At 63.0% G+C, this 15,116-nt stretch carries 12 protein-coding genes; all 12 read left to right on the top strand.

The window, feature by feature from the left end; genetic code table 11:
- Positions 1-118 precede the first annotated feature (118 nt).
- The 12 genes from AW06_RS07585 to AW06_RS07545 all read left to right on the top strand — a co-directional run bounded on the left by AW06_RS07585 (position 119) and on the right by AW06_RS07545 (position 15,082).
- Positions 119-517: an Hpt domain-containing protein gene (locus AW06_RS07585; protein WP_034948101.1), complete on the top strand. Its 399-nt coding sequence runs from the start codon at positions 119-121 to the stop codon at positions 515-517.
- Positions 514-927 carry a response regulator gene (locus tag AW06_RS20125; RefSeq protein WP_273704491.1) on the top strand — a complete coding sequence of 138 codons (414 nt, stop codon included), beginning with the start codon at positions 514-516 and terminating at the stop codon, positions 925-927. Before AW06_RS07585 ends, AW06_RS20125 begins: the two co-directional genes overlap by 4 nt.
- Before the next feature lie 33 nt (positions 928-960).
- Positions 961-2,676, top strand: a complete 1,716-nt coding sequence (locus tag AW06_RS07580) for a GGDEF domain-containing phosphodiesterase (RefSeq protein WP_273704490.1) — start codon at positions 961-963, stop codon at positions 2,674-2,676.
- Positions 2,677-2,917: 241 nt separating this feature from the next.
- On the top strand, positions 2,918-4,585 hold the full coding sequence (locus AW06_RS07575; protein WP_034948092.1) for a FecR domain-containing protein: 1,668 nt from the start codon (positions 2,918-2,920) through the stop codon (positions 4,583-4,585).
- A gap of 10 nt (positions 4,586-4,595) precedes the next feature.
- On the top strand, positions 4,596-7,436 hold the full coding sequence (locus AW06_RS07570; protein WP_273704489.1) for an EAL domain-containing protein: 2,841 nt from the start codon (positions 4,596-4,598) through the stop codon (positions 7,434-7,436).
- 145 nt (positions 7,437-7,581) lie between these two features.
- Entirely contained in the window at positions 7,582-9,597 is a 2,016-nt protein-coding gene (locus AW06_RS07565) for a methyl-accepting chemotaxis protein (protein WP_034948090.1), read from the top strand.
- On the top strand, positions 9,597-9,770 hold the full coding sequence (locus tag AW06_RS20120) for a hypothetical protein (RefSeq protein ID WP_273704488.1): 174 nt from the start codon (positions 9,597-9,599) through the stop codon (positions 9,768-9,770). Before AW06_RS07565 ends, AW06_RS20120 begins: the two co-directional genes overlap by 1 nt.
- Complete coding sequence (locus AW06_RS20115) at positions 9,767-9,895, top strand: hypothetical protein (RefSeq protein ID WP_273704487.1); 129 nt, start codon at positions 9,767-9,769, stop codon at positions 9,893-9,895. Before AW06_RS20120 ends, AW06_RS20115 begins: the two co-directional genes overlap by 4 nt.
- A 74-nt stretch (positions 9,896-9,969) precedes the next feature.
- A complete protein-coding gene (locus tag AW06_RS07560) occupies positions 9,970-10,791 on the top strand; it encodes a histidine kinase dimerization/phospho-acceptor domain-containing protein (RefSeq protein WP_337958771.1) in 822 nt (273 codons plus the stop codon).
- A 111-nt stretch (positions 10,792-10,902) separates the two neighbouring features.
- Positions 10,903-13,032, top strand: a complete 2,130-nt coding sequence (locus AW06_RS07555; protein ID WP_034948085.1) for an EAL domain-containing protein — start codon at positions 10,903-10,905, stop codon at positions 13,030-13,032.
- A 52-nt stretch (positions 13,033-13,084) separates the two neighbouring features.
- Entirely contained in the window at positions 13,085-14,134 is a 1,050-nt protein-coding gene (locus tag AW06_RS07550) for a GGDEF domain-containing protein (protein WP_034948084.1), read from the top strand.
- Positions 14,135-14,164: 30 nt separating this feature from the next.
- A complete protein-coding gene (locus AW06_RS07545) occupies positions 14,165-15,082 on the top strand; it encodes a fructosamine kinase family protein (RefSeq protein ID WP_138678769.1) in 918 nt (305 codons plus the stop codon).
- Positions 15,083-15,116: the final 34 nt, after the last annotated feature.

The raw sequence follows: 15,116 nt of genomic DNA, 5'->3' as shown, positions 1-15,116 counted from the left end.
GTGACCGCGCACGGTATATCTGGCCAAGCCGATCAACAGGGCACAACTCACGACGATCCTGGCGCGTCATCTGCATGCACAGGCAGACGCTGCCGGATCGAGCGGTGCAGCAGACACCGTGGACAGCATCGACAGCGACGCCGACGCCACGCCGACTTTCGACCCCAGCATCGTGCAATCGCTGCCGATGGTCGCCGATGGCTCGAACCCCGAGTTTGCCGACCGCGTTCTCGACATGTTCACCCGTAACGCCACCACGCTCCTTGCGGCCATCGACAGTGCGATGCAGCAGGGCGATGCCAAAGCCTTGCAGCGATCGGCGCATACCCTGAAATCGTCAAGTGCGACGGTCGGTGCGATGGCCCTCTCCGAAAAGGCCCGGGATCTGGAAATGCGCCTGCGCGCCGGTGAGCTGCCGGGGACCGACTGGCCACAAGCGCTGCGCGGTGCCTACGATGATTTCGCCAGCGCCCTGACCCGGCACCGCGCTGCTGCAGAAGTGGCCAAGGCAACATGAGAAACATTCCTGCACACGGACGCTTGCTGATTGTCGACGACGACCTGATGGTCCGCATGCTCGCCTCCGAGTCGCTGCGCCACGCAGGATTCGAGGTCAGCGAGGCCGACTGCGGTGAGCAGGCCCTGGAGATGTTCGATGAGCAGGATTTTGACCTGCTGCTGCTCGACGTGATGATGCCCGGGATCGACGGTTACACGGTCTGCCAACGCCTGCGGCAGCAAGAGCGCGGCAAGTGGTTGCCGATCGTGATGCTGACCGGCCTCAACGACAGTGATTCGATCGAACAGGCTTACCTTTCCGGCGCCACCGATTTCATCACCAAACCGATCAACTGGTTGTTGCTGACCCAAAGGGTACGTTATGGCCTGCGTGCCAGTCATGCCATCGCAGAGGTGACGCGCAGCTAGCAGAGTCTGGCACATGCCCAGCGTCTGGCGCGCATGGGCAGTTGGGAATGGTCGCTCAGCGATGTGCGCTTCGCGTGCTCGGATGAACTGCGGCAGCTCTTCGGGAGCGACTGGAAACTGGCTGGCGCGGCAACGGTCGAGCTTTTTCTGAGCATGGTGCGGGAGAGCGATCGCGCGGCCGTGAACGCAGCGCGCCAGGCGCTGATGATCGACGGCCAGCCGTACCAGATCTCCTACGGCTTTTGTCGCCCGGACGGAGTGTTGCGCGAAGTTTTCGAACAGGCAGAGGCGGTTCGTGATGGTAGCGGCCAGATCGTCAAGATTGAAGGCTTCACCCAGGACATCAGCGAACGCGTCGAGGCGCAGCAGCGGATCGAGCATCTGGCCTTGCACGATGGCCTGACCGGACTGGCCAACAGGCAGTTCTTCGCCCAACTGGCCGAGGTCGAACTCGAGCGTGCGCGCCGCGAGAAGAGCCTATGTGCGATTCTCCATCTCGATATCGACCACTTCAAGAGCGTCAATGACGCTCTTGGCGACACCGTCGGTGACCAGTTGTTGTGCGCGATCGCCAAAAGGCTGAGCGTGTCGGTACGTGGGGCCGACCTGCTGGCCCTGAATCCACCGATGCGTACCGCCGAAATGGTCTCGCGAATCGACGGCGATGCCTTCACCGTGCTGATCCTCGAAGTGCGTGTTCCCGAACAGGCGGCGATGATCGCAGAGCGTCTGCAGCAGGTCATTGCCCGACCGCTGTCGGTCGACGACCACGAAGTGGTGCTGACGGCCAGCGTCGGCATCGCGGTCTTTCCACGCGACGCCGATTCGGTCGAAGCCTTGTCGCGCCACGCCGAACAGGCGCTGTACGTCGCCAAGGCGGCCGGTCCATCGGTCTGCCGCTTCTTCGACGAGGAAATGAACGCCGCGGCCAGCCGCAAACTCCATCTGGAAAATGAATTGCGGCAGGCCATTGCCGAAAACGCCTTGCGCCTGTATTTCCAGCCCAAGGTCGACGCCGCCAGCGGCCGGCTCGCTGGCGCCGAGGCGCTGGTGCGCTGGGAACATCCGCAGCATGGGCTGCTCGGGCCGGGCCAGTTCATTCCGCTGGCCGAGGAATCGGGGCTGATCGTTGCCCTCGGCGAATGGGTGCTGGCGACCGCCGCCAGACACCTGCGACAGTGGACCGACGCCGGACTCGAACCCTTGCGCCTGTCGATCAATCTGGCCAGCCCGAGCTTCCTGCAGGAGAACATCACCGAAAAGTGCTGCGACGCCGTGCGATGCGCTGGCGTCTTGCCACAGCAACTGATTCTCGAACTGACCGAGTCGCTGCTGGTGGTCGATGCCGACAATACCATCACCCGTCTGAACGAATTGCGAGCCAGGGGTTTTGCCTTGTCGCTCGACGACTTCGGCACCGGCTTTTCCTCGCTGAGCTATCTGAAGCGCTTTCCGCTCGACGAACTCAAGATCGATCGTTCTTTCGTCGCTGACGTGACCAAGGGCGGCAAGGATGCCGCGATCGCCCTGTCGATCATCGAACTCGGTCGCCAGTTCGGCATGCATGTGGTTGCCGAAGGCGTCGAGACGCACGCGCAGGCCGGCTTTCTGCTCGCCCATGGCTGTCGACTCCAGCAGGGCTACCTGTTTTCAGCACCGCTGCCCCCCGATCGCTTCGCGGCCCTCCTCCGGAACGGTGGCCGTTTCAACCCCTGTTTGCCGGTACCCACCCGTCCCCCGACATCCTGACCAACGAATATCGGGTGACACCCTGCGGGCTAACCCGGCCTACGACCAGGATCGGTCACAGTAGGGGCTTTGCTGGCCGCATCGACTACAATGCATGGGCAAAAGGGAAGGGAATTCGGCTACGCGGCACACTTCATCGCCGGCAAGCGAAACCCCACATCGACATGATCACGCCTGGATAGCGCCGCTGGATCGAGAATCGAGAACATCGCCACACGATTGCAACACGAAGGAAAACAAAATGCTCACCCTCCCGCACACAGCCACGCGGCTTGGTTCGGCCAGACGATCGATGCATGCACTTCTGCTGTTTCTGGCGTTGCTTTTCGCGACCGCCGCACCGGCTCAGGAATGGCACTATACCGTGCGTCCTGGCGACAATCTGTGGAATGTCTCGACTCGTTATCTGACGGGTGTGGACTACTGGCCAAAGCTGCAGGCACTCAACGGAGTGACCGATCCCGAACATCTGCCCCCAGGGACGAAGCTGCGCATTCCGGTCGCCTGGCTCAAGCGTCTGCCGGCCAAGGCCCTGGTCCTGGCGGTACAGGGGCAGGTGCAGGCGCTGATCGCATCGACCAGAAAAAGGGTGGCCGTCGATCCCGGACTGGTCCTGCATCAGGGCGACATCCTGGATACCGGGCCCGACAGCAATGTCACCCTGAGATTCGCAGATGGCTCGCGGGTGTTGCTGCAGGCGGATAGCGAACTGCGACTGGCGATCCTTAACGCGCGTGCTCAGACACCGTTCGTCGAGACCCGCGCCCGCCTGGAAAAGGGTCGCGCCGATAGCGAGGTGACGCCGCGCACGACAAGCACCGGCAACCGTTACGAAATCTGGACCCCCGCCGCCCATTCGGCCGTGCGCGGTACGCGCTACCGGATCGGCATGGACCCCGCGACAGCGACATCGCGACTGGAAGTGCTCGAAGGACTGGTCGAGTTGCAGGGTGGCCGCAAGACCCGATCGATTCCGAAAGGCTTCGGCACCCTGGCCGAAACCGGCAAGCCACCGCTCATGCCGGTGGCGCTGCTGCCACCGCCGACGCTCGGCGAGTTGCCGCCGCTGGTCTCGCGCGTACCGATCCGCTGGAGTTTTCCGGCCGTGCCGGAGGCGGCAGCGTATCGCGCACAGGTCGCACCCACTGAACAATTCGACCTCCTCGTGTTCGACGCCGTCTCGTCGACCCCGGCCATACGCGGGCCGGACCTGCCGGACGGGAATTACGTCCTCCGGATTCGCGGCATCGACGCCAGGGGCCTTGAAGGAAACGACGCCGAACACCGTTTCCGTCTGCACGCCCGCCCCGAACCTCCGCTCCTCGTCCGTCCGCCCCACCAGAGCGGCGTGGTCGAAAAACCATTGCTCTTCGAGTGGTCGGAACCGCAGGGTGCCGCCAGCTACCTCTTTCAGTTGGCCAACGACGAACGCTTCCTGACCCCGCTGCTCAAGCAGGACGATCATCGCCAACCGCGCCTGACCGTCGAGCAGCCGCTCGAACCCGGGCCGTACTTCTGGCGGGTCGCTGTCCGCGACTCGACCGGGCGAGAGGGTCCGTTCAGCGACCCGCAAGCGTTCCGGCTGCAGGCTGCAGCGCAGATGCAGCCCCCCGAACTGGCCGCCGACCGCCTGACCTTCCGCTGGAGCACGGCTGCGCCCGGCCTGCAATACGACTTTCAACTGGCCAGGGATGTCGATTTCACGGTTCTCGAACTGGAAAGCCGGGTATCGGAAGCGCAGGTGAGCTTGCCGCGCCCGGATTCCGGCGTCTATTACCTGCGCGTACGCACCATCGAGGCCGACGGTTACGTGGGACCGTATGGTCCGGTGCAGCGGATCGAACTTCCCTCGCGCAACTACTGGCCGGCGGCACTGGTGGTCCTGCTCGCGCTGGTATTGATTTTTTGATCCTGATGTCGTGATTGCAACGTTCAAGGCCCGTTCCGTCTGGTCCAGGCGGGTCCTTGTCTCGCTGTTATTGACGGCTGCCGCGCTGCTGCTGAGCGACAGCAACTTACTGTATCGCTGGGACCTGTTCCTCTACGACTGGAACCGGATGGCGTGGTCGCGCGCGCCGGCCGAGGACATCGTGATTGTGGCCATTGACGAGCAAAGCCTGCGGGAAATCGGACGCTGGCCGTGGTCGCGGCGTATCCATGCGCAACTGATCCGCCAGCTCTCTGCGGCCGAGGCGATGGTCATCGGCCTGAATATCGTCTTCGCGGAACCCGAGACCACCGATCCCGGCGCCGATGCGGAACTGGCCAGCGCCCTCGCGGCCAACGGCCGCGTCGTCCTGCCGCTGCTCAATGAGCAGCACCGCCTCGGTGAGGAGTTGCGGGAGACCCTGCCGATCGCTCTGCTGCAGGCAGCAGCCGCCGGCATCGGCCACGTCGATGTCGAACTCGACCTCGACGGCATTGCCCGCAGCATATTCCTCAAGGCCGGCCTGGGAACGTCCCGCTGGCCAACACTGGCCCTGGCCATGCTCGAACTGGGCGACCCGGCTGCCGAGCGAGCCTTACCCGGCGAGCGCGCGCGCCCCACCGCTTCAGCTTCACCGTCACCCGACGCCTGGCACCGCGATTATCGCATCCTGATTCCGTTTGTCGGCCCGCCGGGACGTTTTCAGCATTTTTCCTACCGCGACGTCCTGTACGGGGAATTCCCGCCGGCAAGCTTCCGCGGCAAGTTTGTACTGGTCGGTGCGACGGCCAGCGGCATGGCGGATGCACTGCCCACACCGGTTTCCGGTTTGTCGCGGCTGATGCCGGGCGTCGAATACAACGCCAACGTTCTCGACGCGCTGCGGCAAAGCTTGACCATCCAGGCTTTGCCTGCTCACTGGACGCTGCTGCTGACCGGGGTACTGGTGTTCTTCCCGATGCTGCTCCATAGCGCTTGCCCGGCGCGCTGGACCTTGCCCGTGGCAGTTCTGTCGCTGCTGCTGACCCTCATCAGCAGCTTCGTCCTGCTCTACACCAGGCAACTCTGGTTCCCGCCGGCGGCGACACTGCTCGTGCAGGGGCTGGGCTGTCCCTTGTGGAGCTGGCAACGCCTGCTCCTGCTCATCCGTTCGCTGTTCGAGCAGGAGGTACGTGCCCAGGTCACGCTGCACTCGATCGGTGATGCCGTGATCACCACCGACGCCCATGGGGCCGTGCAATACCTGAATCCGGTCGCCGAAAGCCTGCTCGGTGCTGAGCCAGGCGCTTTGCGCGGACAGAAACTGGGCAGCATGTTCGAGGTCGCCGACGAGCAGGGGCGCTACCGCTCGGTCAATCTGGTCGCCCTATGCCTCGAAGCAGGCGCATTGGTCAGGTTGCCCGAGCCCTCCATCCTGCGCAACGACGCCGGCGAGGAATACGCCATCCGGGCTTCGGCGGCCCCGATCCACGACCGGCAGATGCGGGTTGTCGGAGTCGTCATCGCCTTCAGCAACATCACCGAAACCCGCCGTTTGACCGAGCAGATGCGGTATCAGGCCGACCATGACGCGCTGACCCATCTGCCCAACCTCGGCCTGCTGCGCGACCGCCTCAAGCATGCCATCGCGCGTGCACGCCGGAGCGGTCAGAGCCTGGCGCTGTTGTTCGTCGATCTGGATCAGTTCAAGAAGATCAACGAGGGTCTGGGTCACAGCGCCGGTGATGCCCTGCTGCGGGCCGTCGCCGACCGGCTGCTGCTCTGTGGTCGCAGGGATGACACCATCGTCCGCGTCGGCGGTGACGAATTCATCTGCATGCTGGAGGACTTGCGTCAGGAAGACCGGGTCGTGGACTTCGCCCACAAGCTGTTGAGGATGCTCGAAACGCCGTTCCAGATTGGCAACAATGAGTGTGTCGTCACTGCCAGCATCGGCATCTGCCTGTTCCCGAAGGATGGCGGCGATGTCGAAACCTTGCTGAGAAACGCCGACACGGCGATGTATCGCGCCAAGGAGAGCGGCCGCAACAACATCCAGTTCTACGCCCACGACATGCATCTGCGCAGCCTGGAACGGCTGAACATGGAACAGGGCCTGCGCCATGCCCTGGCGCGTCAGGAGCTGGAAATCCATTACCAGCCGCAGATGGATCTGCGCCGGGACCGCATCATCGGCGTCGAGGCCCTGTTGCGCTGGCGGCATCCCCAGCGCGGACTGATCTCGCCGCTCGACTTCATTCCCCTGGCGGAGGAAACCGGGCTGATCGAAAGCATCGGCGAATGGGTGCTCAGAACCGCCTGCCAGCAGGCGAAAGCCTGGCAGCAGAAGCACCGGCCGACGCTGCGCATGGCGGTAAACCTGTCGCCCCGCCAGTTCCTGCGTCCCGGCATGGTGAGCATGATCGCGGGAATCCTGCAGGAAACCGGTCTGGAACCCCGCTATCTTGACCTCGAAATCACCGAGAGCCTGCTGATGAAGGACGTACAGGGCAGCATCATGACCATGCATGCGCTCAAGGCGATCGGCGTCCGCTTGTCGATCGACGATTTCGGCACCGGTTATTCCTCACTCAATTATCTGAAGCAATTCCCCATCGACCAGTTGAAAATCGACAAATCCTTTGTGCACGACCTGGTCGTCGGCAAGGAGGACGCTTCGATCACGCTGGCGATCATCGCCATGGCGCACAGCATGTCGCTGACCGTGATCGCCGAGGGCGTCGAAAGCGAAGCGCAAAAGACCTTCCTGCGCGCCAATCATTGTGACGAAATCCAGGGCTACCACTTGAGCCGTCCGCTGCCAGCGGATGAGATCCCGGCCCTGCTCAATTGACCGTTGATGACTTTCATGATCCGGGGCGTCTGGAATAGTCATGACCGTTGGGGTAGCGTAGCCCGACATTTTCACCTCAAGGATCTGCCCTCGGCCGCCGTTACAATATTGGCCTCGTTGCCAAGCCGAGGGAAAGGAAACTCCAATGCCGCATCGCTTCCGCGATCTTGCCATCGCTCTGAAACTCAATCTGGTGCAGGGTCTGGTCCTGTTGGTGATCATTCTTGCCGCGACAGGGTGGACTGCCTCGCATCTGCGCCAGCAACTGACCCAAACGGCGCTCGACGACCTCAAACAGATCAATCGCCTGGCCGTGTCGATGTTCGAGACCTACGACCGCAGCCTGCGCAACGACATCGAGCGCAGCGGCCGGCTGTTCTCGGGCAGCTTCGACAAGCCGTTTGAACTGGTAGAGGCTGGCGCAGCGCCTCAACTGCTGCATGGCGGAACGCGGATCGACGATCGCCTCGACCTCACCGACACCTTCACGGCAAAAGCCGGAACCGTGGCGACGATATTCATTCGCCAAGGGGACGATTTCCTGCGCTCCGCCACTTCATTGAAGAAGGAGGACGGCGCGCGGGCGACAGGAACCCTGCTCGGTACCGACCACCCCGCACGCCCCTCGCTGCTCGCGGGCAAACCCTATACCGGCAAGGCCACGCTATTCGGCCGGGATTTCATGACCCACTATGTCCCGGTACGCGACGCCTCGGGCAAGGTGATCGGCGCCCTTTTCGTCGGACTGGAATTCACCGAAGGGCTGCAGGCTTTGAAGAAGAGCATCCTGGCGATCAAAATCGGCAGTACCGGTTATGTCGCCGCACTCGACGCCGGCAAGCAGAAAGGTGTCGCAACCCTCCACCCAGCCAAGGAAGGGGCCAACCTGCTGGCAGCCAAGGACAACCTCGGTTTCGAGTTTGTTCGCGAGATGGTCGACAAGAAGTCCGGAAGCATCCGCTACGAGTGGGCAAATCCTGGCGAGAGCAGCGCGCGCGAAAAGGTGGCGGTTTTTGATCACTTTCCGGCCTGGGACTGGGTGGTCGTTTCCACCAGCTACATCGAAGAAATCAGTGGCGGCGCCGACGCCGCCGTCCGCGACATCGCCTGGATGGCGCTGGTGATCATCGCCGCCGCCCTGCTCAGCGGCTTCGTGGTGACCCGGCAATGGGTCACGCGGCCGCTGCAGGAAATCGCCCTCGCAGCCGACCGGATTGCTGCCGGCGACCTGACAGGCAGGCTGACGGGCGACAGTGCCGACGATGTCGGCCGTCTGAAACAGGCCATCGGCAAGATGTCGGAGAATCTGCAAACAACGGTCGGCAGCGTCCGCAAGGCCTCGGCAACGATGCTCGAACAGTCGCTCGAGCTGGTGACGGCGGCCGAAAAGGTCAGCGGCAGCGCGCAGGTGCAGCGCGATGCGGCGACCGGTATGGCGGCTTCGGTCGAAGAAATGAGCGTCAGCATCGATCAGGTGGCCGAGCATGCGCACGCTGCGCAAGAGCTATCGGTCTCCTCCGGGCAGGCAGCGAGCCAGGGCGCCGAGGTGATTCACCAGGCGGTAGGGGCGATGAACCAGATCACCGGTTTCGTTCGCCAGGCGTCGACGACGGTGAGCGAACTCGGACGCCGCTCGCAGGACATTTCGACGGTTGTTCAAGTGATCCGCGAGATCGCCGATCAGACCAATCTGCTCGCCCTCAACGCCGCCATCGAGGCTGCGCGGGCAGGGGAACAGGGCCGCGGCTTTGCGGTCGTTGCCGACGAAGTGCGCAAGCTCGCCGAAAGGACGGCGACCTCCACGCACTCGATCAGCGAGATGATCGGCCACATTCAGGATGGCGCAAAGGCTGCGGTCCACCAGATGGAAGACGGCGTCGCCCAGGTCGAGCAGGGCGGCGTCCTGGCCGACCGGGCGGGTCAGGCGATCGGTGAGATCGAAGGCCGCACCAAGGAGGTCATCACGACGGTCGGCAGCATCTCGGGCGCCATCCGGGAACAGAGCCTCGCCAGCCAGACGATTGCCCAGGGGGTCGAGCAGATCGCCCAGATGGCCGAGGCCAGCTACTCGGCCTCCCAGGGCACGGCGCAGTCGGCGCAGGCCTTGCGTGACCTGGCAGCGCACCTCGACCAGGCGCTCGGCCACTTGCGTGTCCGTTGATGCCTGGCCTTACTCTCAAGCGCAGCATGGGCATCGGCAGACGCAGGCATTGCGCCCCATGGGTAGCGGTACTGTTGGTCTTGCCCGGCGGCGCCAGCGGCGAACCCACCCGGATTGGCGGCACCCTTAGCGCGCTGGGCACCATGAAGATCCGGGTGTTGTTCAAACGATGAAAGGCACGGGGCAGGTAACCATGGAGCAACTGGTGACCGGCATCGCCGCCAGTGTCAGTCGGGCCATCGACCAGGTTGAAAAGCACGAGGTGGCGTTGCTTGCGCGTAGCCAAGGAGGCCACTGAAGCCCCCAGCCGCGCCTAGAGCGATTTCCTGGCGACCATTATTAACCCGGCCCTTTAATTCGTTGGCCTGGTAACTGTCTACGAGCCCGAAGGCGCCGTGCGGATGGAAGGAATTTAAGGGCTTCCTTAATAGCCACGAGATCAGCACGCCAATGAACGGCATTCTCGGCCTGCCCGAACTGCTGCGCGGCACCCCGTTGAGCCCGCAGCAGCAGCGCTTCGTTGTCGCCGTTGATCAGTCCGGTGAGCATCTGCTCGGCATGATCAACGACATTCTCGACTTCTCAGGATCGAAGTCAGCAAACTCGAGATCAAGCGCATTCATTTCAACCCTCTGTCGCTGTAGTCTCACCGCCGGCATGGAAGAATATCTGGGCAATCCCTGCACCGCCCAGAGCTTGTCGTCGATGCTTGAGCGCTGGCTTCCGCGTGCGGACACCGGGACGGCGGCGTCCACCCCGGCAGCGGTGCCACCGCCAGCACTGTACGGCCAGGCAGAGACCGCCGATGCCGAACCGGCCATCAATCCGCGCGCCCTCGACAGCATCCGGCAATTACCGGGGGCCAATGGCGCGCTGCTGGTCAACAAGGTGATCGACGCCTACCTCGCCGATGCGCCGGCGCGCCTGGCACGGATGCATTCGGCAACCGATGCCGACAACGCTGATGCATTGCGCAAGGCGGCGCATGGGATGAAGTCGAGCAGCGCCAACGACGGCGCCGAGCGTCTGGCGGCATTGTGCAAGGTGCTGCAGATGCTCGGCTGCAGCGGCACCCTCGAAGGCGCCAGGTCCCTGCTGCAAAGCGCTGATCAGGAACTGCTGCGCGTCTTGCAGGCGCTGATGGACGAACACGCAACGACTTCCCGATCTTTCAGGACAGACCTCTCTGGCTGAACCCTTCCCATGTGAACAGCTTCGGTCTATCCTTTTGCGTTGCTTGCCACCCGACGGCCCGATCACAGTCATGTCACCCGTTGCGCGTCTCGAACCCCCGGAGAATCGACCATGCTCTCGAATGCAGAGCACGTACTGCCAACGGCGCTGATCGTCGACGATGATTATGTGATGCGGATGCTGGAACGGGAGACGCTGGCCCAGTTCGGATTCGACGTGCTCGAGGCCGCGGATGGCGAACAGGCCCTCGACATGCTGGACGATCCACCGCCGGACCTGCTGCTGCTCGATGTCGAGATGCCCGGCATCGATGGATTCGAAGTCTGCCGTCGCCTCCGCCAGCGCTGGGACATGGCGCGGGTGCCGGTGATCGTGGTCACCGGCATGGATGATCTGGCGTCGATCAACCGGGCCTACGAGTCAGGCGCCAACGATTTCGTCGCCAAGCCGATCAACTGGCCGATCCTCGGACATCGGGCACGCTATGTGTTGCGCTCGGCGCAAGCGGCGCGCCAGTTGAGCGAACTCAAGGAAAAGCAGGCGGCGATCATGCGGGCGATTCCCGACATGATCTTCGTCATGGACTGGCAAGGCACCTACCTCGATTACAAGCAGGGCTACGCCACAACGGCCTTCGTTCCCGCCAGCGAGTTGCTCGGCAAGAACATGGCGGCAATCCTGCCAGCCGAGGTGGCAAAACCGATCCAGCAGGGTATTGAACTGGCGCTCTTGCGAGGCCATCTGCAAACGGTGCTCTACAAGCTGCCGATGCCGGACGGCAGCAGCCACCATTACGAAGCGCGCATCGCGCCAAACGGGGTGGACAAGGTGGTGATCGTGGTGCGTGACATCACTACCCAGAAACTCAACGAGGACAAAATCCGCCGTCTGGCCTACTTCGACACACTGACCGGCATGCCGAATCGCCAGAGCTTCCTCGAACGCCTAGACCATGAGTTGGCGCGCGCGCGCCGAAACCATCACCAGTTGGCGCTGCTGTTCCTCGATCTCGACGGCTTCAAGCGCATCAACGATACGCTCGGCCACAGTGCCGGCGACTACCTGCTGCAGGCCGTCGCCGAGCGAATGAAGGAAAAGCTGCGCGCCGGTGATTTCGTCGCCCGGCCGGCGCTGGATGAATCCGGTCTGCACGTTGCCCGTCTGGGCGGTGACGAGTTCACCGTCGTCCTGCCCGATGTCGACGAGACCCATACCGTCAGCATGGTCGCGACGCGACTGCAGGCGCTGCTCGCACAGCCTTTCCTGATCGGCACCCAGGAAATCGTTGTCACTTCGAGCATCGGCATCGCCCTCTTCCCCGCTGACGGTGACGATGCCGCGACGCTGCTCAAGCACGCCGATACGGCGATGTACCACGCCAAGGATCAGGGACGCAACAACTGGCAGTTGTATCACCAGTCCCTGACGACGCAGACGACGGCGCGCATGGCGCTCGAAACCGATATTCGCAAGGGTCTCGAACAAGGCGAATTCCACCTCCTCTACCAACCACAGGTGAGCGCCGCGGACGGCACGATCGTCGGCATCGAAGCGCTGATTCGCTGGCAACATCCGCAGCATGGGATGGTCTCACCGGCACAGTTCATCCCGGTGGCCGAAGAAAGCGGTCAGATCGTGCCGATGGGGGAATGGGTGCTCGATACTGCCTGCCGCCAGATCATGGAATGGCAGTTACACGGGGTATTGACCGCGAGGGTGGCGGTCAATGTGTCGGCACGCCAGTTGCGCTCACCTCATTTCCTCGACCGGGTTGCGGCGATCATTTCCGAGACCGGCATCCGCGCCGAGCAGCTCGAACTGGAGTTGACCGAGAGCATCCTGATGGATCCGGAGTCCAGGCAGGTTCAGGGACTGTGTCGCCTGCGTGCGCTGGGCGTGCATTTCGCGATCGACGATTTCGGCACCGGCTACTCGTCGCTTTCATACATCAAGCGCTTCCCGATCGGCATGCTCAAGATCGACCAGAGCTTCGTTCGCGGACTGCCCAACAGCGCCAACGATACGGGGATCGCCACCGCGATCATCGCCATGGCGCACAACCTGGGTCTGGAGGTGATTGCCGAAGGCGTCGAAACTCGCCAGCAATTCGAGTTTCTTCAGCAGGCGAAATGTACGAAGCTACAGGGCTATCTGTTCAGTCGTCCGCTGCCGCCCGACGAAGTCGAAATCCTCTTGCGTCGTGGCAGTATCACACCACCTAGCGACCATACTGCAAAATAAGCCAGGCTCTCTCGGGCAGAGCCTGCAATCCATTCCAGGAGACCAGGGCACGATGAAGTATCGTCACAGCACCGCGCAAAGCGCAGATTACCTGCGGCTCGCACTCAAGCGCATGAGCCAGCAGGATGCCGGCTTGCACCCGGCAAGCTATGCCCTCTGGTACGAGTACGTGGCAGGCACCAATCCGGTGCTGAAGGCAGCGGTGGACGCGCAGATCGAACGCGACGGGCAACTGAACGAGGCCACCACCCATGCGCTCTACGCCAGGCATGTGGCCGACTTCGATACACAAACCGCCTCGCGCATCGGCGACAGCGTCAACCAGATTGTCGAGCAGATCTCGGAGTCGGCGACCACCGCCGACGAGCAGGCGTCCCGCTTTGGCGGTTCGCTGGCGAGCTGGAGCGATGCACTGAACCTGCCGACTAGCCATGGGTCGTTGGCAAGCAGTGTTGAAGACATCCTGCGCGGTACCCGGGAAATGCAGGCGGCGATCGGGGTATTGCAGACACGACTCGAGGAGAGCCGGCGCGAAGTCCAGCAACTGCGGCAGGAAGTGGCCCGCGCCCGTGAGGAAGCGCTGATCGATGCGCTGACCGGACTGACCAATCGAAAGGGCTTTGATCTGGCACTCGACGCCTGCCTCAAGGAAGTCACTCCCGAGACGCATGGGCCGTGCCTGCTGATGATCGATCTGGACCATTTCAAACGGCTCAACGACACCCTGGGACACGTCTTCGGTGATCAGGTACTGAGCAGTGTCGGCCAGATCCTGCGCGCAAACGTCAAGGGCAAGGATACCGCGACCCGTTATGGTGGCGAGGAGTTCGCCGTCATCCTGCCGCAAACGCCTCGCGGCGGAGCCATCGGCCTGGCCGAGGCACTGCGCGCGACGGTCTTTGCCAGCCGGGTCCGGCGCAGTGGTAAAAAGGAAGCCATGATCGGCAACATCTCGGTCTCGATCGGGGTCGCCGACCATATTGCCGGCGAGTCCGCCACCGAGTTCGTCAGCCGCGCCGATCGGGCCCTTTATACGGCCAAGGCACAGGGACGCAACCGCGTCGTGCTGGCGCCACGCCCACAGTCTGCGGGAGTCCAATAGGCCGCGCCAACCGGCGTCAGCCAGGATATCATGAGTTCGCTTTATTGCCATCTGGATAGCGCGCTGCAAAATGCCTTGAGCGAGGTGATCGGCAGCGACAGCGGATCGTCGCCGGGCATCGACTCTGTCAGCGACATCGGCGGAGGCTCGATCTCGCGCGCGCTCCTGGTCGAGAACGCCAGGCAGCGCTATTTCGTCAAGTTGAACGACGCTGGTCTGGCCGAGATGTTCGCCGCCGAAGCCGACGGCCTGAGCGCGCTGGCCGGCTGTCCGGCAGTGCGGGTGCCACGTATCGTTGGGCACGGCGTCGCTGCCCGGCAAGCCTATCTGGTGCTGGAATACCTGCCCCTGCAAGCCTTGCGCGAACGGACACAGGGTCGGACAGCCGGGCATGCGCTAGCGACCTTGCACCGCATCCAGGGCGCACAACATGGCTGGCACCGTGACAATTTCATCGGCAGTACGCCACAGTCGAATACATGGCATCGCAACTGGCCATTCTTCTTCGCCCGCCAGCGTCTGCTGCCGCAGCTCGAACGGGCAAGGCGACACGCGCAGCACGACAAACTGATCCGCGATGGCGAACGCCTGAGCGAGAAACTGGCGGCGCTGTTCGTCGATCATCAGCCGCAGCCGAGTCTGCTGCATGGGGATCTGTGGCATGGCAACGCCGCCACCGACGCTTCGGGCAAGCTGGCATTATTCGATCCGGCGGTCTATTTCGGCGACCGCGAGGCCGACCTGGCGATGAGCGAGCTGTTCGGAGGCTTTCCGGACAGCTTCTACGCTGCCTACCGCGAAGCCTGGCCACTCGACGACGGTTTCGAACAGCGCAAGACGCTCTACAACCTCTACCACGTACTCAACCACCTGAATCTGTTTGGCGGCGGCTATCTGCGCCAGGCCGAGCGCATGATCGCCAGGCTATTGGCAGAAATCTCTGGTTAAAACCCGGAAGCTTGTATACTGAAATAGGTAACAA

Origin of the sequence: Candidatus Accumulibacter cognatus (assembly GCF_000584975.1) — a bacterium.
GTDB lineage: Bacteria > Pseudomonadota > Gammaproteobacteria > Burkholderiales > Rhodocyclaceae > Accumulibacter > Accumulibacter cognatus.
Note: the sequence above shows the minus strand (reverse complement) of the source record. Positions and strands in the feature narration are given on the sequence as shown.